This window comes from Bradyrhizobium sp. ORS 86 (assembly GCF_045571475.1).
In the GTDB taxonomy this organism is placed as follows: Bacteria; Pseudomonadota; Alphaproteobacteria; order Rhizobiales; family Xanthobacteraceae; genus Bradyrhizobium.
Genome location: NZ_CP120699.1, coordinates 7,012,711 through 7,038,965, shown reverse-complemented (window position 1 = coordinate 7,038,965; position 26,255 = coordinate 7,012,711). Strand labels below are relative to the sequence as shown.

Sequence of the window (26,255 nt, the reverse complement as noted above, 5' to 3'; positions counted from 1 at the left end):
TTGCGCGGAAGCGCCGGCCTTCTCAATCAACTCGCAACGCCTGCACGCAACCAACGCAGACGATACAGACGCCCCTCTCATGCAGCCAGCGCCATGCAGGGGCAACTCACGACAAACTGACCCCGAACCACCTGATTTCATTCGGGCTGAGCGTTTTTGCCACGCAGCCCGATGTTTGTCTGTCACCGCGAGGCCACGGTTCAAAAGGTTCCCGCGGGCGGCCGTTTGCGTACGTCACCGGTCGGCCATAAAGCCCAGCGGCCACAAACCCTAGTTGGCGTCGGTGGCGCGCGAGCCGGCCGCGGCGTCGTCGAGCTTGCGATAAAGTGTCGACCGGCCGATTTTGAGGCGGCGCGCGACCTCCGACATCTGTCCGCGATAGTGCGAGATCGCGAAGCGGATGATTTCGTTTTCGAGGTCTTCCAGCGGACGCACATCGCCTGAGGCATTGAGCATCGAGAGGTTGCCTGCGGCGGGCAGCATAATGGGTATTTCATTACCAGAACTCATCGTGGGCGCCGTGGACGGCGATACGATCAGCGGCTCACCCTGCAACGACTTGCCCTCGGGCGCGGCATGCGCCGTCGTCTGCGGGAAATCGGCGAGCCCGAGTTGGTCGCCGTCGCTCATCACCACGGCGCGGTACACCGTGTTCTCGAGCTGGCGGATGTTGCCGGGCCACTCGAGCTGCGACAGATGCGCCATCGCCTCGCCGCTGATGCCGGTGATGCTGCGGTTCTCCTCGGCGCAGAAGCGCGCCAGGAAATGCCGCAACAAATGCGGAATGTCCTCGCGCCGCTGCCGCAGCGCCGGAATGGTCAGCGGCAGGACGTGCAGTCGATAGAACAGGTCCTCGCGGAACTGGCCGCCCTTCACGAGATCGAGCAATTTGCGATTGGTCGCGGAGATGATGCGGACGTCGACCTTCACCGGCTTGCGTCCGCCGACCGCCTCGACGGTGCCTTCCTGCAGCGCGCGCAAGAGCTTCACCTGCGTGGCCAGCGGCAATTCGCCGACCTCGTCGAGAAACAGCGTGCCACCATGCGCCTCGACGAACTTGCCCTGATGGCGCTCGGTGGCGCCGGTGAAGGCGCCCTTCTCGTGGCCGAACAGGATCGATTCAACGAGGTTGTCCGGGATCGCGCCGCAATTCACGGCGACGAACGGCTTCGATTTGCGCTCGCTGCTGCCGTGGATGGCGCGTGCAAACAGTTCCTTGCCGACACCGGATTCGCCCTCGATCAGCACAGGAATGGTCGAGGCCGCCGCCTTCTGCGCGGTGCGCAGCACGCCGGTCATGGCTTCGCTGCGGGTGATGATGTCGGAGAAGGTCAGCCGGCCCTCGCGGCTATGCCGGATGCGCTGCAATTCACCCTTGAGCGCGGAGGCGTTGAGCGCATTGCGCAAGGAGACCTGCAGCCGTTCGAAGCTGGCCGGCTTGACGACGAAATCCTGGGCGCCGGCACGCATGGCCGACACCACATTGTCGATCCCGCCATGCGCAGTCTGCACGATGACCGGGACGTTCAAACCAGCTTCACGAATCTTTGCGAGGACTCCAAGGCCGTCGAGCCCGGGCATCACGAGATCGAGCACCACGGCGTCGATCGCGCGGGCCTCGGGGGCGGTGAGTGCAGCCACGGCCGCGTCGCCGCTATCCACCACGAGAGGCTCATAGCCGCACTTCTGCACCATGTTTTCAACCAAACGACGCTGTACTGCGTCGTCATCGGCGATCAAAATGGTGGCAGCCATGGTTTTCCCCGCACGCTACGATTATCTGTCTCGAATCGGGGCACTGTCGCCGATGCCGATTAACGCACTCTTAAACGTTGCCATCCCGCATTCATTCCGCTGCCGCCGCCGTCTTTCCGACTGAAGTAGGGTTTCGAACAAGATGACCTCGCGCTCCAAATCTGCTCCCAACAAGTCCGCTCTCCGCAAAGAAGCCGCACTCCGCAAGCCGACCGCCCAACGCAAATCCGCCGCCGCAAAACCGGCGACGAAAAAGGCGGCCAGCAAGACCGGCAAGCTGCCCGAATGGAATCTGGCAGATCTCTACTCCGGTATCGACGCGCCGGAAGTCGCGCGCGACCTGACCAGAATGGATGCAGATTGCGTCGCGTTTGAGACCGACTACAAAGGCAAGCTCGCGGAAAATACCGCTCGCGATGGCGGCGGCAAATGGCTCGCCGAGGCAATCAGGCGCTACGAGGCGATCGACGATCTCGCCGGCCGGCTCGGCTCTTACGCCGGCCTCGTGCACGCCGGCGACAGCGTCGATCCCGCGATCTCGAAATTCTACGGCGACGTGTCCGAGCGGCTGACGGCAGCGTCGGTGCATCTGCTGTTCTTCTCGCTCGAGCTCAATCGCGTTGACGATGATGTGATCGAGCGCGCGATGGCCGAGCCCGAGCTTGGCCATTACCGGCCGTGGATCGAAGATTTGCGCAAGGACAAGCCGTATCAGCTCGAGGATCGTGTCGAGCAGCTCTTTCACGAGAAGGCGCAGAGCGGCTACGCGGCCTGGAACCGGCTGTTCGACCAGACCATCTCCAGCCTGCGCTTCAAGGTCGCGGGCAAGGAGCTGGCGATCGAGCCGACGCTGAACCTGTTGCAGGACAAGGTGGGCGACAAGCGCAAGGCGGCGGCGCAGGCGCTGGCGAAGACCTTCAAGGACAACGAACGCACCTTCGCGCTGGTCACCAATACGCTCGCCAAGGACAAGGAGATCTCCGATCGCTGGCGCGGCTTCCAGGATGTCGCGGATTCCCGCCATCTCAACAACCGGGTCGAGCGCGAGGTGGTCGACGCGCTGGTCGCCTCCGTGCGCGCGGCCTATCCGAAGCTGTCGCATCGCTATTACGCCTTGAAGGCGGGCTGGTTCGGAAAGAAGAAGCTGGCGCACTGGGACCGCAACGCGCCGCTGCCGTTCGCGGCATCAGGCACGATCGCCTGGCCCGAGGCGCGCAACATGGTGCTGTCGGCCTATCGCGGCTTCTCGCCCCGGATGGCCGAGATCGCGGAGCGCTTCTTCACCGATCGCTGGATCGATGCGCCGGTGCGACCGGGCAAGGCGCCCGGCGCGTTCTCGCATCCGACCACCCCGTCGGCGCATCCCTATGTGCTGATGAACTATCAGGGCAAGCCGCGCGATGTGATGACGCTTGCGCATGAGCTCGGCCACGGCGTCCACCAGGTGCTGGCGGCGAAGAATGGCGCGCTGATGGCGCCGACGCCGCTGACGCTGGCCGAGACCGCGAGCGTGTTCGGGGAGATGCTGACCTTCAAGCGGCTGCTGTCCCAGACCAAGAACGCCAAACAGCGCCAGGCGTTGCTGGCGGGCAAGGTCGAGGACATGATCAACACCGTGGTGCGGCAGATCGCGTTCTATTCCTTCGAGCGCGCCGTGCACACCGAGCGCAAGAACGGCGAACTCACCGCCGAGCGGATCGGTCAGCTCTGGCTCAGCGTGCAGGGCGAAAGCCTTGGGCCCGCCATCGAGATCAAGCTGGGCTACGAGACATTCTGGATGTACATCCCGCACTTCATCCATTCGCCGTTCTATGTCTATGCCTATGCCTTCGGCGACTGCCTGGTGAACTCGCTCTATGCGGTCTACGAGCATGCCGCTGAGGGCTTCGCTGAGCGCTATCTCGACATGCTCGCCGCCGGCGGCACCAAGCACTATTCCGAATTGCTCAAGCCGTTCGGGCTCGACGCCAAGGACCCGAAATTCTGGGATGGCGGTCTGTCGGTCATCGCCGGGATGATAGACGAACTGGAGGCGATGGGCTGATCTGCTTGGCGGACCCTCAAGGCTGCCGTAAAACATCTGTTGAACGAGCGTCGGGCATGTGTTATACAGATGTATAACGCGTGCTCCGTTGTCGCGGGCCGCCATGCAGATGAGTTCCGGCCATGAAGATCGAAATCAAGAAGATCGGAAATTCCGATGGGCTGCTGCTCCCCCGCGAATTGATGCAGCGGCTTGACCTCAAGCGCGGTCAGCGATTGCACATCACGGAGCTTCCCGGAGGAGGTTTTCAGGCGCTTCCGTATGATCCCGATTTCGAGCGAACCATGGAAATCGCCGACGAGATCATGGACAAATATCGCGATACGCTGGCGACGCTCGCGAAGTGACGGGTTTCTCGCATGAGCGACCCGAAGGAGCCGGTTTGGATCACCGTCGATCAAGCCGTCGTCCTGCATGCCCGTCAGTTGCGTCGCTTCGGCGGCGCCCCAGGCCTGCGCGATTCGGCGATGCTGCACTCGGCGATCGAGCGTCCCGTCAACAAATGGCGGTATGAGCGAGCGGGTTTGGCTGAACTGGCGGCGGCCTACGCCTTCGGCTTCGCGAAAAATCACGCCTTCGTCGACGGCAACAAACGGATGGCCTTCATGACGATGATGGTCTTCCTTCACAAGAACAGCGTTCGATTCAGTCCGGAGCCGGCGCACGCCACGTCGATGATCCTCTCCCTCGCGGCCGGCGAGGTCAGCGAGGACAGTCTGGCCCGGTGGATCCGGGACAATTGGCCTTCCGAATGACCCGATCGGGACCGCGCCGTTGCCCTGCCACCGCGATTGCGGTAATGGCTCGCGAGAAACGAATTTCTGACTGGGGACAAGGATGGCAGACCATAGCGAAGTGGCGTACACGACCGCTGACGGCAACGACTACCTGGCGCATGAGCAGACCTATGAGGGCTTCCTCATGCTGGTCAAATACGGCACCATCAGCGTCGCCATCATTCTCATCCTGATGGCCTATTTCCTGCTCTGATCCCCTAGATCGGCTGCGGCGCTGCCGGCCTTGGCGGCGCAGCACTTTCCTGTCCAACCCGGTGGCAAAAACCGGGTATCCAATCTGGCGAAAATAACGCTAGTTTGAAGACGCGTGCGCCGCTCGCGCCGCCGGAGGGCCCATGAAGATTGCTGTTGCCAAGGAAATTGATCCGTCCGAGCCGCGGGTTGCGGCGTCGCCCGATACCATCAAGAAATTCAAGGCGCTGGGTGCCGAGGTCGCGGTCGAGCCCGGTGCGGGCGTCAAGTCGGGCCTGCCCGATTCGGAATTCACCGCAGCCGGCGCCACCGTCAGCGCGGACGCCGTCAAGGACGCCGACATCGTCATCAAGGTGAAGCGGCCCGAGGCCGCCGAGCTCTCCAAATACAAGCGCGGCGCGCTCGTCATCGCGATCATGGACCCCTACGGCAACGAGGCCGCGCTCAGGACGATGGCCGATGCCGGCATTGCGGCCTTCGCCATGGAACTGATGCCGCGCATCACCCGCGCCCAGGTGATGGACGTGCTGTCTTCCCAGGCCAACCTCGCGGGCTACCGGGCGGTGATCGAGGGCGCCGAAGCCTTCGGCCGCGCATTCCCGATGATGATGACTGCGGCCGGCACGGTTCCGGCCGCAAAGGTGTTCGTGATGGGCGTCGGCGTTGCCGGCCTGCAGGCGATCGCGACCGCCCGGCGGCTCGGGGCCGTCGTCACCGCGACCGATGTGCGCCCCGCCACCAAGGAGCAGGTGGAATCGCTGGGTGCCAAATTCCTGGCCGTCGAGGACGAGGAGTTCAAGAACGCGCAGACCGCCGGCGGCTACGCCAAGGAGATGTCGAAGGAGTACCAGGCCAAGCAGGCTGCGCTGACCGCCGAGCACATCAAGAAGCAGGATATCGTCATCACCACCGCGCTGATCCCCGGCCGCCCCGCACCGAAGCTGGTTTCAAGCGAGATGGTGAAGTCGATGAAGCCCGGCTCGGTGTTGGTCGATCTCGCGGTCGAGCGCGGCGGCAATGTCGAGGGCGCCAAGGCCGGCGAGGTAGTCGATCTCGATGGCATCAAGATCGTCGGCTACACCAATGTCGCCGGCCGCGTCGCGGCCTCGGCGTCCAGCCTTTATGCGCGCAACCTGTTCTCGTTCATCGAGACCATGGTCGACAAGGCCAACAAGGCGCTCGCGGTCAACTGGGATGACGAGCTGGTGAAGGCCACCGCGCTGACCAAAGACGGCGCCGTCATCCATCCCAGCTTCCAGCCGAGATAAGGAGAGCAAGCCATGGAGCATCTCGCGCAGGCCGTCGATCCCTTCGTGTTCCGGCTGTCAATTTTCGTTCTCGCCGTGTTCGTCGGCTACTTCGTCGTGTGGTCCGTGACGCCGGCACTGCATACGCCATTGATGAGTGTGACCAACGCGATCTCGTCGGTGATCGTGGTCGGCGCGTTGCTTGCGGTCGGCGTCGGCATGGTCTCGAGCGGCTCGGGCTGGGCCCGCGGTTTCGGTTTCGTGGCGCTGGTGTTCGCCTGCATCAACATCTTCGGGGGCTTCCTCGTCACCCAGCGCATGCTGGCGATGTACAAGAAGAAGTCGAAGTAAGCGCAAACACCTCGGGATGAGGAAAATTGGGGACCTGAGATGAGCGCCAATCTCTCTGCACTGTTGTATCTCGTGGCAGGCGTGCTGTTCATCCTGTCGCTGCGCGGCCTGTCGAGCCCGGCCAGCTCGCGGCGGGGCAATCTGCTCGGCATGATCGGCATGGCGATCGCGGTCGGCACGACGCTGGCGAGCCATCCGCCGGCCGACGGCGTCGCCTGGCTGCTCGTCATCCTCGCGGTCGCGATCGGCGGCGGCATCGGCGCCGTGATCGCACGCCGAGTGCCGATGACCTCGATGCCCGAGCTGGTCGCCGCGTTCCACTCGCTGGTCGGCATGGCCGCGGTGCTGGTCGCAGCCGGCGCGTTCTATGCGCCTGAGGCGTTCGACATCGGCACGCCCGGCAACATCCATCCGCAGAGCCTGGTCGAAATGTCGCTCGGCGTCGCGATCGGCGCCTTGACCTTCACCGGCTCGGTGATCGCGTTCCTCAAGCTCTCGGCGCGGATGAGCGGCGCACCGATCATCTTGCCGTTCCGCCACGTCATCAACATCGTGCTCGCCCTGGCGCTGGTGTTCTTCATCGTCGGGCTCGTGCTGTCGGGCAGCGCGCTCGACTTCTGGCTGATCACCATCCTCGCGCTGGCGCTTGGCGTGCTCATGATCATCCCGATCGGCGGCGCCGACATGCCGGTCGTGATCTCGATGCTGAACTCGTACTCCGGCTGGGCCGCGGCCGGCATCGGCTTCACGCTCGGCAACTCGGCGCTGATCATCACCGGCGCGCTGGTCGGCTCCTCGGGCGCGATCCTGTCCTACATCATGTGTCACGCGATGAACCGGTCGTTCATCTCGGTCATCCTCGGCGGCTTTGGCGGCGAGACGGCGGCCGCCGGTGGCGGCAGCGGCGAGCAGAAGCCGGCCAAGCTCGGTTCGGCCGATGATGCCGCTTTCATCATGAAGAACGCCTCCAAGGTCATCATCGTGCCCGGCTACGGCATGGCGGTGGCGCAGGCCCAGCACGCGCTGCGCGAAATGGCCGATCTCCTGAAGAAGGAAGGTGTCGAGGTGAAGTATGCCATTCATCCGGTTGCCGGCCGCATGCCGGGCCACATGAACGTGCTGCTTGCCGAGGCCAACGTGCCCTATGACGAGGTGTTCGAGCTCGAGGACATCAACTCGGAGTTTGCCCAGGCCGACATCGCCTTCGTGATCGGCGCCAACGACGTCACCAACCCCGCCGCGGAAGAGGACAAGAGCTCGCCGATCTACGGCATGCCGGTGCTGCAGGTCTGGAAGGCCGGCACCGTGATGTTCATCAAGCGCTCGCTGGCGTCCGGCTATGCCGGCATCGACAATCCGCTGTTCTACCGTGACAACACCATGATGTTGCTCGGCGACGCCAAGAAGGTCACCGAGAACATCGTCAAGGCGATGGCCTGATGCCGATGGCCCTGAACCGGGCGTGGCATCGACAGAATCGCATGCCAACCCGGGCCACGCACGAAGAGCGCATCAACTGGCACGCGGCGCATGCGCGGGTTTGCGCGTGCCGCGCTATTCCGGAGAGCATCAGGTCCGACGTTGAGAGGCTGCTCAAGCTCCGACGCCCAACTTGACGACGGCGGACCTGGATGGCGCTGGTTCTCACGATCCTGAAGTGGCTGCTGATCGCCGCGGCGATCGTCTATCTCGGCGGGCTCGCCGTGTTGTTCGTCAAGCAGCGCGATATGCTGTTTCCGATTCCGCCGGCCGGGCGAACCGCGCCGGATGCCGCGGGATTTCCTGAAGCCGAAGAGCATCTCCTGACCACGGCCGATGGCGAGAGGGTCATCGTCTGGCATGTGCCGGCGAAGCCGGGCCGGCCCGTCGTCCTGTTCTTTCCCGGCAATGCCGACCTCCTGGCCGGCCGCGTGGCGCGCTTCAAGGGCATCACGGCTGACGGCACCGGGCTGGTCGCGCTGTCGTATCGGGGCTATGCGGGCTCGAGCGGGACGCCGAGCGAGCGCGGATTGTTGCTGGATGCCGAGGCCGCCTATGCGTTCACGACCGCGCGCTACAGCGCGGAGCAGATCGTAGCCTGGGGATTCTCGCTCGGGACCGGCGTGGCTGTCGCGATGGCCGCCGAATATCCGGTCGGCAAGCTGCTCCTCGAGGCGCCCTACACCTCGACGGCGGATCTCGCTGGCGCGCAGTTTCGTTTCGTCCCGGTCGGCCTGTTGATGCGGGACCAGTTCCACTCCGACCGGCGCATCGCTCGGGTCAACGTGCCGCTCCTGATCATGCACGGCGCGGACGACCCAGTGATCCCGGTCAGCTTTGGCGAGCGGTTGTTCGGCCTTGCGCACGAGCCCAAGCAGTTTGTCCGCTTCCCGGGCGGCGGACATGACAACCTCGATGATTTCGGTGCGATCGAGGCCGCGCGGCGGTTTATCAACACTGCGGGAGGCTGACGGCGGCGATTGTCTGTCGCATAATCGGGGCCAGTCGAATTGAGGGGCAGACGAGATGAGCGCACACGGACCGATGCCGCGGTCGGCCTGGCTGTTTCCCGTCCTGGCTGCGCTGTTGTTCGCCGCAGTCACGGCATCGGGTTACGTGTTCGCGCCATCGGCCACAGGCTGGCTGTTCGCGGCCGTCCTGCTCGTGGTTCTGTTCGGCACCGTGTTCGCGGCCGTCCATCACGCCGAGATGATCGCCGAGCGGATCGGTGAACCGTACGGCACGCTGCTCCTGACGCTCGCCGTGACCGTCATCGAGGTGGCGCTGATTGCAACTATCATGCTCGGCGATACGCCGGCTCCGACGTTGGCGCGCGACACCGTGTTCGCCGTGGTGATGATCGTCTGCAACGGCCTGGTCGGGCTGTGTATCTTCATCGGCGGCATCAGGTATCGCGAGCAGGATTTTCAGATCACCGGCGCGAACCTGTATCTCAGCGTGCTGTTCGTGCTCGCGACCATCACCCTCGACATGCCGAACTTCACGCTGACCGCGCCTGGGCCGGTCTATTCCACCGCCCAGCTTGCGGTCGTGAGCACTGTCACTGTGCTGCTTTATGCGGTGTTCCTCTATACCCAGATGATCCGCCACCGCGACTATTTCGTGAGCGGCGCCAACGAGACGGCCGAGCATGGCGCGGCGTTGTCGGACCGCATGCTGGCGATCAGCATTGTGCTGCTGCTGGTGGCGCTCCTGTCGGTCGTGCTGCTGGCCAAGAAGTTCTCCCTCGTGGTCGACGTCGTCACCGCGAAGATCGGCGCGCCGCCGGCCTTTGCCGGCGTCGTGGTCGCGCTGTTGATCCTGTTGCCGGAGAGCGTCGCCGCGGTGTCGGCGGCGCGCAAGAACGATCTGCAGAAGAGTATTAATCTCGCGCTCGGCTCGTCGATCGCGACGATCGGCCTCACCGTTCCCGCCGTGGCGGTTGCCGCTTATGTGCTAGACAAGGAGCTCGTGCTCGGGCTCAGCAACCAACATATGTTGATCCTGTTGCTCACCTTCATGGTCAGCATGCTCACCTTCGGCACTGGCCGCACCAACATCCTGTTTGGCCTCGTGCACATGGTTGTGTTTGCCCTGTTCGTGTTCATGGTCTTCGTGCCGTAGCTCCGGCCTGACGAGATGAGATATCTGCCGGCCGTCGCGCTGCTGCTCCTGCTCTTTCCGCAATCTGCCGACGCCGCCACGCTCGATGGCGCGGCGATGCGCTGGCCGTTCGCGCTTCCCTTTGTTGGCCTGCTGCTCTCGATCGCGACGGGACCGCTGCTGTTCCCCGGGGTCTGGCATCACCATTACGGAAAGATCGCCGCTGGGTGGTCCATCGTGGCGCTCGCCTCGATCTGGTGGTTCGCCGGCGGCGCGGTGATGCTCGCTGCCGTCACCCACGCGCTGCTCGCCGAATATCTGAGCTTCATCGTGCTGCTGTTCGCGCTCTATACGGTCGCGGGCGGCATCGTCGTCAGCGGCGACATCAGGGGAACGCCGCTAAGCAATACCGTCATCCTGGCGCTGGGCACGGCGATGGCGAGCGTCGTCGGCACCACCGGCGCAAGCATGATCCTGGTCCGGCCCTTGATCCGCGCAAACCTCGCTCGCCCCCACAACAGGCATGTGGTCATCTTCTTCATCATCCTCGTGGCCAATGTTGGCGGTGCGTTGAGCCCGTTGGGCGACCCGCCGCTGTTCGTCGGGTTTCTGAACGGGGTGGATTTCTTCTGGACCACGCGAAGTCTCTGGCTCCAGACGCTCATTGTTGCCGGTTCGCTGCTGGCGATTTTCGTTGTCGTCGATGCCTGGCGCTTCCGAGGCGAACGGGCCGGTGCCTTTGCCGTACCCTCGGCTGCCCCGATCCGGATCCGGGGGCTGCTCAATATCCCGCTAATCGCCGCGATCGTGGGCTGCATCCTGCTGTCAGCGAACTGGAAACCTGGAATCGCCGTGGACATCATCGGCACCCATCTCGAACTGCAGAACATGGTGCGCGACGCCATGCTGGTTGTGATCGCGCTGCTGTCGCTCTGGCTAACCCGCGACGAGCACCGCGAATCCAACGGGTTCACCTGGGAGCCTATCCGCGAGGTTGCGAAACTGTTCGCGGCGATTTTCGTCGCCATTATCCCGGTGCTGGCCATGCTCGACGCCGGCAAGGATGGCGCCTTTGCCTGGCTGCTGTCGGCGGTCACCGAGCCCAACGGCACCCCCAAGGAGGTGGCCTATTTTTGGTACACCGGTCTGATGTCGGCGTTTCTCGACAATGCGCCGACCTACCTGCTGTTCTTCAAGCTCGCCGGGGGCAATGTCGACAACCTGATGAATGCGCTCTCGGGCACGCTGTCGGCGATCTCGATGGGGGCCGTTTATATGGGGGCCCTGACCTATATCGGGAACGCGCCCAACTTCATGATTGCCGCGATCGCCGCGGAGCGCGGCATCAAGATGCCGAGCTTCTTCGGTTACCTGTTGATCGCCTCCGGCATTCTCGTGCCACTGTTTCTCCTCTTGACCTTGCTTCCGATAGCCCCTGTTCTCCGTTGATGTGGATCCGGCATTCGCGCCGGCAATCGCGTCAACGTGGAGAAAAATATCATGCTCAGTGCTGCATCGGACGTTCAGGTCGATACGCCGGAGGTGCGGGTCACCGAATGGCGGCTGGCGCCGGGCAGTGCCACCGGTCCCCACACCCATGAGATGGACTACGTCATCGTGCCGATCACCGCAGGCGAGATGACGATCGTGGCGCCGAACGGCGAGCGCTCGAAGGCGCAGCTTGGCGTCGGCAAGTCCTACTTCCGCAAGGCGGGCGTCCAGCACGACGTGCTCAATGAGACAGCCAGCGAGATCGTGTTCCTCGAGGTCGAACTCAAACCCTGAGGTCCGTCTCGGCCGGCCACGGCCGAATTGCGACTTCGGAATGGCAGATCGGTGTCGGCGGGTGTGGAAATTCATCGCGCGTTAACGGCTGCACGATGATCTGGAAGGCGGAGGCGGTGCCGTGATTTTGCGCGCGAAGCCGCCTCCGGCTGAAACTGAAGTGACACTAAAGGTGACGGCGGAACAGGCGTTTGCCACCGATCCGACGCAGTTGATCCCTCAATGTGCCTCAAAGTTCCAGCATGAAATCCGGGGCGGGGAGTGGCAGGGCCATGCTGAGTTACTTGAAGAAATTCGCGATGGACATCTTTCCCTCGGTGGCTGCGACCATCATCGGGGCGTACATCGTTAACCACTACATCGTCGCCAAGCCGGAAGCGCCGGCAACGACGGCGGTCAATGCCCCTGCCACGCCAGTCGTCGCCAAGCCCGCGGAGAAGCCAACCGTCGTCAGCAGCCTCCCCGAAGCTGGCGTGAAGGCCAAGGGCATCTCCGAGCGGACGCTGAGTGAACGGTCGGCGTCCGAGAAGGCCACCGTCACCGAAAAGCCGGTCGAAAAATCAACCGACGTGAAATCCGCCGATACGCCGGCCGAGACCGCGAGCATCCCTGCCGACTCGCGTCATCACCCCGCCGCGCCGAAGGCAGTTGCGAAAGTCACGCCGGCAGCTCCCGCAACGGAAGCGTCGCCGGGCGAAGGCCGCGACGCCAACGATCTCGCCCGTGCAGCGATCGAGCGGCTGCGCAAGGAGAACCCGCCGCGTACGCAGGAGGCCGTCCGCCAGGAGCCGCGTCCGGCCGATATGGCCCGGTTGCCCGAGGCGCAGCGTCCCGCGCCAGCGTCGTCGATTCGGCCCTTGCCGCCTCCGATCATGGTCTCCAACCCGACCGATCAATCGGTCGATCAGTCGTCGTCGCAGCCGCGGCCGCCCTACGCGGCCGATGCTTCAGATGCTGACCGCCTGACCCCGCCGGCCGACATTCCGCTCGCCCGTGCACCGCTTGATCTGCGCGCCGAGGCATCTGAGCCGTCGCCTCCGAAGGATCACACCGTGGCCGACGACATGCTGTCGGCCGCCAAGTCGGTGTTCCACGCGGTCCTGCCGAAGTAGGCCGTTCGAGAACATTCTAGCCACCGGTGCGCGCCAGGCCGCTGCGCGCGCTGTCGTCCTTTGGCCGCAGCGCGAGCGCGCGGTTGTAGGATGCCGCTGCCTTGGCTTTCTCGCCAAGCCGCTCATAGATCTGGCCGCGCACGCTCCAAGCCGCCGCGCTGTTGGGATCGGCCTGGACGGCCTCGTCGACGTCGGCGGCGGCCTGCTTGGCCTTGTCGAGCGCGAGGTAGCTGCTGGCACGGCCGAGCAGAGGCTCGGCCTTTTGTGGTGACAGGCCACTCGCCGCGGTGAAATCGTCGATCGCCTGCTGATGCTGACCCTGTCCCTGATAGATCAGGCCGCGGCCATAGAGGGCCTGGATGTTGTAGGGATCGGCCGCCAGCGCCTGATCGAACTCCGTCAGCGCTTCGTCGGTCTTGCCGGAGTGTGCCAGCGTCTGGCCGCGTGCCGCGTGATCTTTGGCGTCGCTGATATTCTGCGCGGTGATCGTGTCGGCCGGCTTCTCTGCAGCGGCCGAGGGTTTTTGCTTGTCGTCCGAGCCCCATGATCCCAGGTCGAAGGAGCAGCCCCCGAGGGGAAGGCCGAGAACAAATGCAAGGGCAATGAATTGCGACGCACGACGGCGCGACACGGGTCCGGAACGGGGGCGGGGCGCCGGAACAGCCATTATGCAAAATACTCTTGCAGGTGATTTTGCATTGCTAGCCTGGAATGCCGCTTGCTGCAAAACAACAACGCGGGCCCGAGGCCCGCGCTGTTAGACACCCAGATCGGTAAAACGGTTCAGCGCGGTCCGCGACCAGCACCGCCTGCGCCACCACGGCCACCGCGGTCGCCACCGGGACCCGCGCCAAACACCGGCTTCGGCTTCATCGGCAGCAGGCCTTCGCGCTGCAGTTTCTTGCGCGCCAGCTTGCGGGCGCGGCGGACGGCTTCGGCCTTTTCGCGGGCCTTCTTCTCGGACGGCTTTTCGTAGTGACCGCGGAGCTTCATCTCGCGGAAAATGCCCTCGCGCTGCATCTTCTTCTTCAGCGCCTTGAGAGCCTGGTCAACATTGTTATCGCGGACGAGAACCTGCACGCGGCATCCTCTTTTGAATTGATCGGTTCGGAATTCTGGCAAAGCAAAGGGGCGGCAAAAGGCCTGCCTCTTAACCCTAGGGGGGCGCATGTATCAGACAAATGCGTCGATGTCCACCGGTGGAGTGACTTTCGGGCCTAGTAAAGCCACGAAATGCGGCGAAACTGCCTTTGTGTGGCCCTGATTTGGGTGGTTTGGCGCCGAGATCGGGGCCGCTCCCGGCGTTTTGAAACCCGGACATTGGAAATAGGGGAGATGCGACATGGATATGAAGAAGTACGCGGCCGAGGCCATCGGCACGTTCTGGTTGACTTTCGCCGGCTGTGGCAGCGCGGTGATTGCGGCCGGCTTTCCGCAGGTCGGAATCGGTCTTGTCGGTGTGTCGCTTGCGTTCGGCCTGAGCGTTGTCACCATGGCTTACGCGATCGGGCATGTCTCGGGCTGTCATCTCAATCCAGCCGTCACGGTCGGGCTGGCGGCAGGCGGGCGCTTTCCGACCGGCCAGATCCTGCCCTACATCATTGCCCAGGTCGTCGGCGCGATCGTGGCCGCCGCACTGCTTTACGTGATTGCGAGCGGCGCGCCGGGGTTCGACGTGGCCAAGGGCTTCGCATCGAACGGCTATGACGCGCACTCGCCCGGTCAGTACAGCATGGTGGTGTGCTTCATCACCGAAGTGGTGATGACCATGATGTTTCTGTTCGTCATCATGGGGGCGACCCATGGCAAGGCGCCGGCGGGCTTTGCGCCGCTCGCGATCGGGCTTGCACTGGTCATGATCCATCTCGTCAGTATTCCCGTCACCAACACCTCGGTGAATCCGGCGCGTAGCACGGGACCGGCACTGTTTGTCGGGGGCTGGGCGCTCGCACAGCTCTGGATGTTCTGGGTGGCGCCGTTGATCGGCGGCGCGCTGGGCGGCGTGATCTATCGCTGGGTCAGCGACGAGCCGACCGGCGTCGTCGCCGGTGCGAAGACCGCGTGATCAAGCCACAAATGGGATCGTGATCCTCGCGATCCCATTTCCATTCGTCTGTCGTCATTGGTCTGCCGGGCGCCGCCGCGGCAGACCGTGGCTTATGGCTTGCGGGCCGGGGCCACCTGGGTGACATGGCCCATCTTGCGGCCGGGGCGCGGTGCGCCCTTGCCATAGAGATGCACCGTTGCGCCCGGAACAGTGAGCCACCGCTCGTAGTCCAGGATATCGTCGCCGATCAGGTTGGTCATGGTGACTTCGCCGTGACGCACCGGCTTGCCCAGCGACCAACCGGCGATCGCGCGGATGTGCTGCTCGAACTGTGAGATCGAGGCACCGTCGAGCGTCCAGTGGCCGGAGTTGTGCACGCGCGGTGCGATCTCGTTGACCAGGACCGTCGGCGCACCATTGCCGGGCACCACGAACATTTCGACCGCCAGCACGCCGACATAGTCCAGCGCAGTTGCGATTTTCTCGGCGATGGCCCGCGCCTGCGCGGCGAGCGCCTCGGAAATGGCGGCGGGCGCGCGGGAGATCTTCAGAATGTGATCGCGATGCTCGTTCTCGGTGACGTCGAAGCATTCGACCTCGCCAGAAGCCGAGCGCGCCGCGATCACCGAGATCTCGCGTTCGAACGGCACGAAGGCTTCGAGGATCGCCGACTTGGTGCCGAGGTCCTGCCATATCCGGTCGAGATCGTCGCCGGCGCGGATGATCGCCTGGCCCTTGCCGTCATAGCCGAAACGGCGGGTCTTGATCACCGCGGGCAGGCCGATGCGCTCGATCGCCGCGCGGATCGTGTCGACCGAGGAGACGTCGGCATAGTCAGCAGTACCGATGCCGAGCCTGCTGACGAAGTCCTTCTCGATCAGCCGGTCCTGGGTGGTTTCAAGAATCGTGTGCGCGGGCAGCACCGGACGCCGCGCGGCGAGCACCATCGCGGTTGCAGCCGGCACGTTCTCGAACTCATAGGTGACGACGTTGACGTCGTTGGCGAACAGTTCGAGCGCCTCGACGTCGGCATATTCCGCACACGTCGCGCTCTGCACCACGTCGAAGGCCGGGGAATCCGGATCCGGCGAGAACACCTGGCATCTGAGCCCCAGGCGTGCCGCCGCCATCGCGAGCATGCGGCCCAATTGTCCGCCGCCGAGGATTCCAATGGTGTCGCCCGGCTTCAGCTTCACTACGGTCGAAGCTGTCACGCCGAGGCCTCCGGATTGTCCTTCACCGCGTCGGTCTGCTGCTGGCGCCACTGTGCCAACCGGGTTGCCAATGCGGGATCGTTGAGGGCGAGCACGCTCGCCGCGAGCAGGGCGGAATTGATCGCGCCGGCCTTGCCGATGGCGAGGGTTCCGACCGGAATCCCAGCCGGCATCTGCACGATCGAATAGAGCGAATCGACTCCGGACAGCGCCTTCGATTCGATGGGAACCCCGAACACCGGAAGTTCCGTGAGCGCTGCGGTCATGCCCGGCAGATGGGCCGCGCCGCCCGCGCCGGCAATGATCACCTTGTGGCCGGCGGTCTTGGCCCCCTTGGCAAAGGCATAGAGCCTGTCCGGGGTGCGGTGGGCGGAAACGATCCGGGTCTCGCAGGCGACGCCGAGGGCTGCCAGCGTCTCGGCGGCATGGCGCATGGTCTCCCAATCGGATTGGCTTCCCATGATGATGGCGATCGGGGCGGTCATTTCGTCTATTCTGTGCAGGAATCCAAAAGCATAGGCCGATTATAGGGGTGGCCCGGGCGTCATCCAAGGCGTGGCAAGGGAGTCAGAATGGACTATCCTGTCTTGGTGAATCCCGGCAAGCCTTCATAAGCAGGCCTCAACAAGGATGCGCATGACGAAGAGGACGACCGCGACCGCCGCCGGGGCAGCAAAACGGCTGAAAGGCACGGCAGTCGCGCGCAAAGTCGGCCCGGGCCGGGCTGGAACCACAACTTCCTCGCGAGACTCGGTCGCTTCCGACGACAAATCGACAATTCGCCGGTTGAAGGCGCAACTGGCGCGGGCCCAGGCCCGGATCGAGGAGCTGCAAGCGCGCGCCGAAACCGATTTCCTGCTCGATATCCTGAACCGGCGCGGCTTCGAGCGCGAGCTCGCCCGCGCGATCGCCTTCATCAAGCGATACCGTGCCTCGGGCGCGCTGATCGTACTCGATGTCGATCGTCTGAAGCCGATCAACGATGCGTTCGGGCACGCTGCAGGCGACGAGGTGCTGAAGGCGATCGTTGCCGCATTGTCGGGCGAGGTGCGCGCCTCCGACGTGATCGGCCGGCTCGGCGGTGACGAGTTTGCCATCCTGCTGTGGAATCTCAGCGAGACCGACGCCCGTGCCAAGGCCGCAATGCTCGAAGGCGTGATCGACCGCCTGACCTTCGTCTTCCGCGGCAGTCAGGTCACTGCGGGTGCATCGGCCGGCGTTGCGGTTCTCGGCGCGCATTCCGATCTCGAGCGCGCCCTCGATGAGGCCGACCGCGCGATGTATGTGCGCAAGGCACAGCGGAGGCACGAGGCCCAAGACTAACGCAAGACTCTGATCTAAGGTTAGGGCGCGCCCAAATCTTCCGGCACCTTGCCGAAGGCCCGCAACAGTTTGGCGTCGCCAAACTCGCCGATGGCGGGATCGCCAGTGCGGCTGAACGCGACGGCGCCGATAGTGCCGGGCATGCGCGACATCATCTCGGCGCGCCGCAACGCGATTGCGGAACTCTGGCATTCCTCCGCATTGCCCGCGACTGGCGTGCCATCGTCGTCCTGTACGAACGGCAGCGCCACGTAATAGGTGACATCAGCCATGGTTTGCTCCTCGAAACGGATTTGCTCCTCGAAGATCAGGCGGCGTCGCTCGCCGCCTGCGTCACTCCGGGAGCGCCGCGCGCGGTGATCGCGGCTTGCAGCTCCTCGATCTCGGTCTCCAGATATTCATTGGCCATGATCAGTGCCTTGATCGTGCTGCGCAGATTGCCGTCGCACATCGCGATGGCTTGGTCGCAGGCCCGCTCGTAGCGGTTGTTGTCGGTCAGGGAAGGCGGTGTGGACATGGCGAACTCCCTCTTCGTGTCTGGCGGCTGGGTCAGTATGTTCTCTATTTGTTCTAAAGGAGTCAAGTGCGACCGCCGCGGTCGCGATATGTTGCCGCGAACGTGAAGCGGACGAACCGGCTGTGGATGACGGGGACAAGCCCAGCGCAACCGGCCGGTCGACCGGATCCCACAGCCGTGCGGGCCTCACGCGATGATGTCGGGCGTGATCTGATCCTCGATAAAGGCGATGCGATCGCGCAATTGCAGCTTCCGCTTCTTCAAGCGCTGCAGCATCAGGAGGTCCGGCGCGGGCGACTGATGCAGCGCGTCGATCGCGGCGTCGAGGTCGCGGTGCTCTTGTTGCAGACGTGCGAGCTCGGCGTGGAGTTCGCGCTCATCCTGATCGTTCATGGTGTACGTTAACTGATAAGCACGATAAGGTTGTGGCGGACGAAGCACTCGCCGCCTGTCGAAATATCGTCCCTGGGCGCGCGCGGCGCAAGCTGAACTGGTTCCATAGTCACGATTGGCAACAGATGGGTGGATAAAGCTGACTTCGGCATTTTGCGTTCCCCATCGACACCTTCGCCCACTTGTGTACACTCGGCGGTCCGGATCGACCCTGAGGTTTAACCCACCGAGGAGTGTTCGTATGGCAATACAGGCTCATCTCGTCGAACTCGAGCGCAAGCACAAAATTCTCGAAAACGAACTGCACGAAGCGCTCGTGCACCCTTCAGTAGACGACCTGCAAATTCTCGAGTTGAAGCGCCGTAAATTGATGGTCAAGGACGAGATCGAGCGGTTGAAGCAAACCGCGGACAGTACCATCCACTAGCCACTCCCCCGCAAAAAATTAACCAAGCCTTTCCGCATCAGGATGGACGCTCGAGCGCCCATCCTTCGCGGGATCGCATTTGCTCAGAGCCCGAGCAATTCGCCGACATGATCGGCGATGGCGAGCGATGACGTCAGCCCGGGCGACTCGATTCCGAACAGGTTGATCAGGCCGGCGACGCCGTGGTCGCGCGGACCTTGGATCAGGAAATCCTGGTTCGCGACCGCCGGCGGTACGATCTTCGGCCGGATCCCCGAATAGCTCGGCATCAACGCGCCGTCCGGCAGGGTCGGCCAATACTTCCGGATCGCCGGATAGAAGCGCTCGGCCCGCGCCGGGTCGACGGCATAATCCACGCGATCGATCCATTCGACGTCGGGACCGAACCTTGCCTGGCCCGCCATGTCGAGGGTGAGGTGAACGCCGAGCCCGCCGGGTTCCGGCACCGGGTAGATCAGCCGCGAAAACGGCGCGCGGGCGCTGCAACTGAAATAATTCCCCTTGGCCAGGTAGGCCGTCGGTATCAACTCAGCCGGCATGCCCTCGATGCTGCGCGCCACGGCCGGTGCGCCGAGGCCGGCGGCGTTGATCAAGAGGTCGCACGCCAAGGTCATCGGCGCCTCACCGCCGGCCTCGATCTCGATCCTGCCTGCGGCAGCCTTGGCGCGCTTGAGCGGCGTGTAGAACGCAAATGCCGCCCCGGCCTCCTCGGCATCGCCGCGCAGCGCCAGCATGTAGGCGTGGCTGTCGATGATCCCGGTGGAGGGCGACAGCAGAGCCGCGTCGCAGTTCAGCGCCGGCTCCATCGCGCGTGCCGCTTCGCCCGACAAGAGCTGCATGTCGTCGACGCCATTGGCCGCGGCATGCGCCCGGATCGACTGCAGCTTCTCGGTTTCCGCGGGTGTGGTGGCGACGATCAGCTTGCCGCAATTCTTGTGCGGGACACCGTGCTCGGCGCAGTAGCGATAGAGGGCGCGCTTGCCGGCGACGCACATCCGCGCCATCAGGCTGCCGGCACGATAGTAAATGCCGGCGTGGATCACCTCGCTGTTCCGCGACGAGGTCACCGTGCCGACTGCCTCGGCCTCGTCGATGACAATCACTTCGCGCCCGGCCTGTGCCAGCCGGCGCGCCACTGCGAGGCCGATCACCCCCGCACCCACAATCACGCAATCAACCCTGTCCATGTCGTCCTTCAGATCCGGCATTCCGGCGCGACAACAGAATGCCATCGCGCGCAATCATCATTGTTTTGCCCCGCCAAGTTTCTTGGCAAGTGCTTGGGCTGTCTTGGATAGTTTCAGCGCCACGTCCTGTTAGTGGACCATTAATCATGTCAGGGCAATTGCCGTAAATCTGGTCGCATTTTCAAGTTGCATCGGATCGCGTTTACCCGATCCAAACCGCCGAAGCCGGACACTCCCTCGGAAAATCCGCGGGTGGCTGATGGCTGGCAAGAATTGGCAGGCAAGCAGGAAGAATTCGATTCCGGCAAAGATAGTGCTTGGCCTGATCGCCGTCGTCACGTCATGCGGCACGGCCCGATCGGCGTCGAACGCCTTCGCGCCATCGAGCTATCTCGGTGACCTCGACCCTAATGTGATCTGGGAGCTGCTGATCGGTAGCGTGGTCGTCGCGTCGTTCCTCGGCGCGATCGGGCTCTGGATCCTGTCGGCCCTGCGCAAGGCCAAGCGGGCCCAACTGCGCCGCAACGTCTTTATCTCGTCGGCTCTCAACCACCTGAACCAGGGCGTGGTGATGACGGACGTCCACGGGCGAATCATCTTTTGCAACGATCGCTATCTCGATATCTACGACCTGTCCCGCGCCGATATCAGGCGCAACATGACCGGCACCGAGCTCCTGGAACTGCGCCGGAGCCATGGCATGCTCGACGTCAGCGCCGAGGATTATTTTGCAAAGGCTGCGGCACCCGAGGGACTGGTCACCGAACTGCCGGGCGGCAGGTCTGTGCTGGTGAAGTATTTCCGGCTGCCGAATGGCGGCTCGGTCGCAACACACCTCGATTGCACCGACCAGCGTAAGCTGTCGCGCAAGCTTGCCTCGACCACGCAATTCCTGGAATCCGTGCTCGACAACGTCCCGGTCTGCGTCGCGGCCAAGAACATCGAGGATGGTCGCTACATCTTCGCCAACCGCGCGTTCGAACGTTTCTCTCGCTTCTCGCGCGATCACATCGTCGGCAAGCGAGCCGACGAGATCTTCCGCCCCGAGACCGCTGCCAGTATCGAGACCGCAGACCGCGCGGCACTGGACGCGCCGGAGGGCTATCATCGCAGCGAATTCTTCGTCGAGCGCGGCTCGGAGAAGCGCATCCTCGCCTCCAATCGTGTCGTCGCCCGCAACGAAGCCGGCGAGCCGGAATTCCTGATCGCCCTGTTCGAGGACGTCACCGACCGCCGCTCGCTGTCGCGCGAGCTGGAGAACAACAAAAAATTCCTTGAGCTCGTGGTCGACAACATTCCGGTCTCGCTGATCGTCGAGCGCGTCAGCGACGGCCGCTATCTCTTGGCCAACCGCAGCGCCGAGACGATCCTCAACCGCCGCCGCGAGGATGCCACGGGTCTCACCGCCGCCGATATCTTCAACCCGCGCGAAGCCAAGCTGATCATCGCCCGCGACGAGGCCGCGATCCGCAAGCGCAGCATGATCGCCGAGGAGCATCCGATCTCGACCAAGGACGGGCTGCGGCTGTTTCTGACCCGCCGCATGACCGTGCTCGACGACAATGGCGAGCCGCAATATCTGATCAAGACTCATGAAGACGTCACGGACCGGCGGCAGACCGAATCCCGCATGGCGCACATGGCCTATCACGACGGCCTGACCGACCTGCCGAACCGCGCCGCCTTCCTCCAGGCGTTGACGCAGATGATCGAGGCCTGTGCCGGCACTGACGAGGAATTCGCCGTGCTTTGCGTCGACCTCGATGGGCTGAAGGAGATCAATGACGTCTTCGGTCATGCGATGGGCGACAAGGTGTTGATCGAGGTGGCGCAGCGCCTGCAGACGGTGGCGCGCGGCGGCGTGGTCGCGCGGCTGTCGGGCGACGAATTCGGCCTCATCATCGACGGCAGGCAGCCCGCGGCCGGCATTGCGTTGGCCGAGCAGGCCGCCGAAGCGTTGGGACAGGATTTTGCAATCGACGGCAAGGCGGTCCGGACCGGCCTCACCACGGGCATCGCGGTATTCCCGCATAACGGCTCCGACGCGGCCTCGCTGCTCGCCAATTCGGGTGCGGCGCTGTTTCGCGCCAAGGCGAAGTCGCGCGGCACGATCTCGATTTATGAGCCCGACATGGACCAGCAGATCCGCGACCGTCGCGTGCTGCACCAGGAGCTGTCGGTCGCGATCAAGAACGGCGAATTGTCGCTCTACTACCAGCCGCAGGCGGCGGCGGGCGGAAGCGTTGCCGGCAGCGAGATCATCGGCTTCGAGGCGCTGGCGCGCTGGCACCATCCGGTGCGCGGCTTCGTGCCGCCGAGCGATTTCATCCCGCTCGCGGAAGAAAGCGGCCTGATCGTCGAGATGGGTGAATGGATCCTGCGCGAAGCCTGCCGGGAAGCGGCGTCATGGGCGGCTCCGCTCCAAATCGCGGTCAACCTGTCGCCGGCGCAGTTCACCCATGGCGACCTCGTCGGCCTCGTCCATTCGATCCTGCTCGAGACCGGGCTGAGACCCGATCGGCTCGAGCTCGAAATCACCGAGGGCGTGCTGATCGAGGACTTCGACCGCGGTCTTTCGCTGCTGCGGCGGCTGAAGACGCTCGGCGTGCGCATCTCGATGGATGATTTCGGCAGCGGCTATTCCTCGCTGAGCTACCTGCAGGCGTTTCCGTTCGACAAGATCAAGATCGACCGCGCCTTCGTCATCAATCTCGGCCGCAATCCCCAATCGGCAGCGATCGTGCGCGCCGTCATCGATCTCGGCCACGGCCTTGAAATGTCGATCGTGGCCGAGGGCGTCGAGACCGAGGCGCAGCTCGGCTTCCTTTCCGAGGAAGGCTGCGACGCGGTACAGGGCTATCTGATCGGCCGGCCCGCGCCGGTCGGCCATTTTGCCGCGCTGGTCGGCGGCAGCCAGGTCGTGGAATCCGTGTGCAAGGCCGGATAGGCGGGATTCCCGTCGCCGGACCGGGTCGGCCGGATGAGCTTGCCATCCGCTGTATGCCCGGCTACATCTCGGAGCAGCATAACTTCCAGCCGAGAAAGGAGGGCTGCGTCGTGGCGATATTTCTCGATCACCACTTCAGGCGTGGCCCCGTCAACGCCCTGCAAATGCGTTTGCAGGGCTGACCGGAAACTCGTCTAACATCTCTTCCTGGTCTGCCCTGCGTGGCCGTGCGGCGCCGAACCGTTGAGTTCGCGCCTTGCACCTCAATCCCTCGCCGCGCTTTGACACGCCCATCCGTTGCTGGCTGCACGCCCCGGATGTCGCGACGGCCGGCCAGACCAGAGAATCATCGTGACCCTCATCAATGTCCGCAATCTCGGCGTGACGCTGAACGCGCCGCTGTTTTCCCAACTGAATTTTGTCATCAATGCTGGCGATCGGATCGGGCTCGTCGCCGCCAATGGCCGCGGCAAATCCACGCTGCTGCGCTGCATCGCGGGCGCGATGGAGGCCCATGAAGGCGAGATCGCCAGATCGCGCGGGCTCACCATCGGTCATGTCGCGCAGGACGCACCGCCGGCGCTGCTGGATTGGCCGTTCCACGCCGCGGTGCTTGAGGCGCTTTCCGGGGAGCGACGGGCCGGCGAAAGCTGGCGGGTCGACGTCGCCCTGCAATCGCTGGAAGTGCCCGAGGAGCTGTGGGGGAAGCCGCTGAAGCAACTCAGTGGCGGTTGGTTGCGATTTGCCATGCTCGCCCGCGTGCTGGTGACCGAGCCTGATGTGTTGCTGCTCGACGAACCGACCAACCATCTCGACCTCGCCAAGATCGGCCAGCTCGAAACCTGGTTGAACGCGTTGCCGCGCGAGATGCCGGTCGTGATCGCAAGCCACGATCGCGCCTTTCTCGATGCAACGACGAACCGGACGCTGTTCCTGCGCCCGGAGCGGTCGCAGCTATTCGCGTTGCCCTATGCGCGGGCGCGTGCGGTACTCGACGAGCTCGATGCTTCGGATGCGCGCCGCCATCAAAAGGATATGAAGACCGTCCGGCAACTCCGCCAGCAGGCCGCGAAGCTCAACAATCTCGGCATCAACTCCGGCAGCGATCTTCTGCTGTCGAAGACCAGGCAATTGAAACAGCGTGCCGAGAAGCTGGAGGAGTCGGCAAAGCCCGTATATGTGGAACGATCGGCCGGCACCATCAGGCTCGCCAGTCGCGACACCCACGCCAAGGTGCTGATCAGGATGAACGACGCCGCGATTGCGACACCTGACGGACGGCTGCTGTTCAGGACCGGCCAGCAGTTCATCTGCAAGGGCGACCGGGTCGCGCTGCTGGCTCCGAATGGTGCGGGCAAGACCCGGCTCGTTGCGGCGTTGCGTCAGGCGATCGAGGCGGCGGAGGCGGCACCAGCCGAGATCAGCGCCACGGAGTCGCTGGTTACAGGCTATTGCGACCAGGCGCTTGCCGATCTCGCCGATGCCGATACGCCGATGCGCACAATCGTCGGCCGCTTCGAGGTCGGCGATCAGCGGGCGCGCGGCTTGCTCGCCGGGATAGGGCTGTCGATCGAGATGCAGGGGCGCCCGATCGGGCGGCTGTCGGGCGGGCAGAAGGCTCGTCTCGGCCTGCTTGTGCTGCGGCTCACCGAGCCCAACTTCTATCTGCTCGATGAGCCGACCAACCACCTCGATATCGAGGGCCAGGAGGCGCTGGAGCAAGAATTGATCGAGCGTCAGGGCAGTTGCTTGCTGGTGTCGCATGACCGCCAGTTCGTGCGAACGGTGGCCAACCGATTCTGGCTGATCGAAGCCAGGAAGCTGGTGGAAGTCGATGGGCCGGAACGCTTCTTTGTGTCGGCCGGTGCAGGCTAGAGGGTCGCCGACCCTAGCTACGAAGACAAGGCTACTGCCGTGCGGCCTCCTGCGACCATGCAAGGTCGCGCCGGGACGGACGGCGATGCAATCGATCCGCGATTAGATCGGCTGCCTGCCGGCCCTGACCGGCGCGAAGGCACGCGACGATGAATGTGTCTTCCCACAGCTCGCGCTGAGCGTGGCTGCCGCCGATCCGCACCAGCTCGGGCATCAGCGGCGCGAGGATGCGGACGGCTTCACTGTGATCGCCCGCGGCGAAGGCGGCGATTCCCCGGCAGAGGCCGACGGCGGACGGGCCGGGCGCCAGCTTGCCGTCGGCCTGCCGCGCTTCCATCTCGGCAAGTCGCCGCTCGAGTGCGCCGCCGTTGGTGGTAGCCGCGACCAGCGCGTGATGGACGTCGGCGAAATGGGCGCCGGCCTTCGGAAAGTGGTTATCGCCATAAGCGGCGACGTCCTTCCAATGGGACGCGAGGTCGGCCTTGCCGGCGAGCGAGAGCCGCCAGAGCAGCGAGGCCGTGTCGGTGTAGATGTTGAGCGGCGGGTAGGGTCGGCCGGCCGGTCTGATGTGACGCTCGTAGATGGCGAGCGCAGCGTCGGCGTCGCCTTCCTCGAGGTCGATCAGGGCGAGATGCCAGGCGAGATGTCCCTGCAGGAAGCTGGTGCGCTCATTCGCTGGCAGCCAGGCCGACAGGAAAGCCCGGCCTTCGCGTCCGTCGCCTTGCTCGAACAGCGCATGCGCCACGGCGTGGGCAGCGCCGGCATTTTCGGGCTTCAGTGCATAGCCGCGCTCGGTGATGGCGCGGCCGGAGACGACCTGGCCCGCCTCGGTGAGTGACCAGCCGTGATAGGTCAGGAACCACCAGTCCTCGCCATAGTCGCGCGCGTAGCGTTCGCAGAGCGCCAGCCGTGCCGCATCGTGATCGGCCCGGCCCGAGAAGGCGTAGAGGCCGAAGGCGCCGAGCAACAGCGACAGCACCTGAGCATCGCGCGGATACTCGGTCAGGTGTTGCTCGGCGGCTGTCACGGCCTTTTTGGGCTGGCTCTCGATCACAGACGCCATGATCTCGATATGTTGGCGCTCGCGCGGGCTGGCGGCCGCCGCGAGCTGCCTTGCCGTGGCCGCCCTGGCGCGGGCCCCGGCCCCTTCCATGTTGAGCTGATGCACGCGGGCGCGTCCGATGTGGGCCATCGCGAAATCCGGGTCTTCGGCAATCGCCGCGTCAAACGCGGCATCCGCGCCGTGCAGGGCTGCAAGCATGCGATCGACACCGTCGACATAATGCGCGGCGGCACGATCTGAGACGGTCGTCAGCGGCAGGCCATAGCGGTCGTAGCTCATCGGTTGTCCTCCCGATTTGGACGCGAAGTCTAGCAGAGATGCGAGGCGCGACAATATTGCGGGAGTTGTCGTGCGAAGCAGTTGAGCGGCTGACGATCCGCCGCTAGCTTGCGCGCTT

Annotated in this window: 27 protein-coding genes; 17 read left to right on the top strand and 10 right to left on the bottom strand. The window is 64.2% G+C overall.

The features are described from left to right. Positions 1 to 270 precede the first annotated feature (270 nt). Positions 271 to 1,755 (bottom strand): sigma-54-dependent transcriptional regulator, encoded by a 1,485-nt coding sequence (locus P6U25_RS32575; protein WP_407148826.1) that lies wholly within the window; start codon positions 1,753 to 1,755, stop codon positions 271 to 273. Positions 1,756 to 1,897: 142 nt separating this feature from the next. Here P6U25_RS32575 and P6U25_RS32570 point away from each other — a divergent pair, with 142 nt between their 5' ends. The 12 genes from P6U25_RS32570 (at position 1,898) to P6U25_RS32515 (ending at position 12,865) form a co-directional block, all read left to right on the top strand. Next, entirely contained in the window at positions 1,898 to 3,799 is a 1,902-nt protein-coding gene (locus tag P6U25_RS32570) for a M3 family oligoendopeptidase (protein ID WP_407148825.1), read from the top strand. A 122-nt stretch (positions 3,800 to 3,921) separates the two neighbouring features. Beyond that, positions 3,922 to 4,146, top strand: a complete 225-nt coding sequence (locus tag P6U25_RS32565; protein ID WP_407148824.1) for an AbrB family transcriptional regulator — start codon at positions 3,922 to 3,924, stop codon at positions 4,144 to 4,146. Between the two features lie 12 nt (positions 4,147 to 4,158). Further along, on the top strand, positions 4,159 to 4,554 hold the full coding sequence (locus tag P6U25_RS32560; RefSeq protein ID WP_407148823.1) for a type II toxin-antitoxin system death-on-curing family toxin: 396 nt from the start codon (positions 4,159 to 4,161) through the stop codon (positions 4,552 to 4,554). A gap of 82 nt (positions 4,555 to 4,636) precedes the next feature. Continuing rightward, complete coding sequence (locus P6U25_RS32555; protein ID WP_407148822.1) at positions 4,637 to 4,789, top strand: aa3-type cytochrome c oxidase subunit IV; 153 nt, start codon at positions 4,637 to 4,639, stop codon at positions 4,787 to 4,789. Positions 4,790 to 4,931: 142 nt separating this feature from the next. Further along, positions 4,932 to 6,056, top strand: a complete 1,125-nt coding sequence (locus P6U25_RS32550) for a Re/Si-specific NAD(P)(+) transhydrogenase subunit alpha (RefSeq protein ID WP_407148821.1) — start codon at positions 4,932 to 4,934, stop codon at positions 6,054 to 6,056. A 12-nt stretch (positions 6,057 to 6,068) separates the two neighbouring features. Then, on the top strand, positions 6,069 to 6,386 hold the full coding sequence (locus P6U25_RS32545; protein ID WP_407148820.1) for a proton-translocating transhydrogenase family protein: 318 nt from the start codon (positions 6,069 to 6,071) through the stop codon (positions 6,384 to 6,386). Between the two features lie 39 nt (positions 6,387 to 6,425). Continuing rightward, positions 6,426 to 7,826, top strand: coding sequence for an NAD(P)(+) transhydrogenase (Re/Si-specific) subunit beta (locus tag P6U25_RS32540; protein ID WP_407148819.1), 1,401 nt, complete (start codon positions 6,426 to 6,428; stop codon positions 7,824 to 7,826). Between the two features lie 191 nt (positions 7,827 to 8,017). Continuing rightward, entirely contained in the window at positions 8,018 to 8,836 is an 819-nt protein-coding gene (locus P6U25_RS32535) for an alpha/beta hydrolase (RefSeq protein ID WP_407148818.1), read from the top strand. A gap of 55 nt (positions 8,837 to 8,891) precedes the next feature. Beyond that, a complete protein-coding gene (locus P6U25_RS32530; RefSeq protein WP_407148817.1) occupies positions 8,892 to 9,989 on the top strand; it encodes a calcium:proton antiporter in 1,098 nt (365 codons plus the stop codon). Between the two features lie 96 nt (positions 9,990 to 10,085). Further along, positions 10,086 to 11,417, top strand: a complete 1,332-nt coding sequence (locus tag P6U25_RS32525) for a sodium:proton antiporter (RefSeq protein WP_407152677.1) — start codon at positions 10,086 to 10,088, stop codon at positions 11,415 to 11,417. A 51-nt stretch (positions 11,418 to 11,468) separates the two neighbouring features. Further along, entirely contained in the window at positions 11,469 to 11,753 is a 285-nt protein-coding gene (locus P6U25_RS32520; RefSeq protein WP_280975459.1) for a cupin domain-containing protein, read from the top strand. A 272-nt stretch (positions 11,754 to 12,025) separates the two neighbouring features. Next, positions 12,026 to 12,865 carry a hypothetical protein gene (locus P6U25_RS32515; protein WP_407148816.1) on the top strand — a complete coding sequence of 280 codons (840 nt, stop codon included), beginning with the start codon at positions 12,026 to 12,028 and terminating at the stop codon, positions 12,863 to 12,865. A 16-nt stretch (positions 12,866 to 12,881) separates the two neighbouring features. Here the strand turns inward: P6U25_RS32515 and P6U25_RS32510 are convergent, their stop codons facing one another. Next, a complete protein-coding gene (locus tag P6U25_RS32510; RefSeq protein ID WP_407148815.1) occupies positions 12,882 to 13,496 on the bottom strand; it encodes a tetratricopeptide repeat protein in 615 nt (204 codons plus the stop codon). A 152-nt stretch (positions 13,497 to 13,648) separates the two neighbouring features. Then, positions 13,649 to 13,945: a 30S ribosomal protein S21 gene (rpsU, locus tag P6U25_RS32505; RefSeq protein WP_407148814.1), complete on the bottom strand. Its 297-nt coding sequence runs from the start codon at positions 13,943 to 13,945 to the stop codon at positions 13,649 to 13,651. Between the two features lie 262 nt (positions 13,946 to 14,207). Between rpsU and aqpZ the strand changes: the two genes are divergently transcribed. After that, entirely contained in the window at positions 14,208 to 14,930 is a 723-nt protein-coding gene (aqpZ, locus tag P6U25_RS32500) for an aquaporin Z (protein ID WP_407148813.1), read from the top strand. Positions 14,931 to 15,022: 92 nt separating this feature from the next. Here the strand turns inward: aqpZ and P6U25_RS32495 are convergent, their stop codons facing one another. Together P6U25_RS32495 and purE are read right to left on the bottom strand one after the other, a co-directional pair. After that, the gene (locus P6U25_RS32495) at positions 15,023 to 16,126 is read right to left on the bottom strand and encodes a 5-(carboxyamino)imidazole ribonucleotide synthase (RefSeq protein WP_407148812.1); all 1,104 of its coding nucleotides are present in this window, start codon (positions 16,124 to 16,126) and stop codon (positions 15,023 to 15,025) included. After that, positions 16,123 to 16,611 (bottom strand): 5-(carboxyamino)imidazole ribonucleotide mutase, encoded by a 489-nt coding sequence (gene purE / locus P6U25_RS32490; RefSeq protein ID WP_407148811.1) that lies wholly within the window; start codon positions 16,609 to 16,611, stop codon positions 16,123 to 16,125. Before purE ends, P6U25_RS32495 begins: the two co-directional genes overlap by 4 nt. Before the next feature lie 145 nt (positions 16,612 to 16,756). Between purE and P6U25_RS32485 the strand changes: the two genes are divergently transcribed. Further along, entirely contained in the window at positions 16,757 to 17,449 is a 693-nt protein-coding gene (locus tag P6U25_RS32485; protein WP_407148810.1) for a GGDEF domain-containing protein, read from the top strand. 20 nt (positions 17,450 to 17,469) lie between these two features. Here the strand turns inward: P6U25_RS32485 and P6U25_RS32480 are convergent, their stop codons facing one another. The 3 genes from P6U25_RS32480 to P6U25_RS32470 all read right to left on the bottom strand — a co-directional run bounded on the left by P6U25_RS32480 (position 17,470) and on the right by P6U25_RS32470 (position 18,359). Then, complete coding sequence (locus P6U25_RS32480) at positions 17,470 to 17,721, bottom strand: hypothetical protein (RefSeq protein ID WP_407148809.1); 252 nt, start codon at positions 17,719 to 17,721, stop codon at positions 17,470 to 17,472. Positions 17,722 to 17,756: 35 nt separating this feature from the next. Further along, positions 17,757 to 17,966 (bottom strand): hypothetical protein, encoded by a 210-nt coding sequence (locus P6U25_RS32475; RefSeq protein WP_407148808.1) that lies wholly within the window; start codon positions 17,964 to 17,966, stop codon positions 17,757 to 17,759. A gap of 186 nt (positions 17,967 to 18,152) precedes the next feature. Beyond that, positions 18,153 to 18,359: a YdcH family protein gene (locus P6U25_RS32470; RefSeq protein ID WP_029085523.1), complete on the bottom strand. Its 207-nt coding sequence runs from the start codon at positions 18,357 to 18,359 to the stop codon at positions 18,153 to 18,155. 241 nt (positions 18,360 to 18,600) lie between these two features. Here P6U25_RS32470 and P6U25_RS32465 point away from each other — a divergent pair, with 241 nt between their 5' ends. Further along, positions 18,601 to 18,786 (top strand): YdcH family protein, encoded by a 186-nt coding sequence (locus P6U25_RS32465; RefSeq protein WP_280975469.1) that lies wholly within the window; start codon positions 18,601 to 18,603, stop codon positions 18,784 to 18,786. A gap of 83 nt (positions 18,787 to 18,869) precedes the next feature. On the opposite strand, the gene P6U25_RS32460 is transcribed toward P6U25_RS32465, so the two are convergent. Continuing rightward, positions 18,870 to 19,973 carry an NAD(P)/FAD-dependent oxidoreductase gene (locus tag P6U25_RS32460; protein ID WP_407148807.1) on the bottom strand — a complete coding sequence of 368 codons (1,104 nt, stop codon included), beginning with the start codon at positions 19,971 to 19,973 and terminating at the stop codon, positions 18,870 to 18,872. Positions 19,974 to 20,232: 259 nt separating this feature from the next. On the opposite strand from P6U25_RS32460, the gene P6U25_RS32455 reads away from it, so the two are divergent. Together P6U25_RS32455 and P6U25_RS32450 are read left to right on the top strand one after the other, a co-directional pair. After that, complete coding sequence (locus P6U25_RS32455; RefSeq protein WP_407148806.1) at positions 20,233 to 22,920, top strand: EAL domain-containing protein; 2,688 nt, start codon at positions 20,233 to 20,235, stop codon at positions 22,918 to 22,920. A gap of 351 nt (positions 22,921 to 23,271) precedes the next feature. Further along, entirely contained in the window at positions 23,272 to 24,795 is a 1,524-nt protein-coding gene (locus tag P6U25_RS32450) for an ABC-F family ATP-binding cassette domain-containing protein (protein WP_407148805.1), read from the top strand. A 31-nt stretch (positions 24,796 to 24,826) separates the two neighbouring features. Here the strand turns inward: P6U25_RS32450 and P6U25_RS32445 are convergent, their stop codons facing one another. Beyond that, positions 24,827 to 26,056 (bottom strand): tetratricopeptide repeat protein, encoded by a 1,230-nt coding sequence (locus P6U25_RS32445; protein ID WP_407152676.1) that lies wholly within the window; start codon positions 26,054 to 26,056, stop codon positions 24,827 to 24,829. Between the last annotated feature and the right edge of the window lie 199 nt (positions 26,057 to 26,255).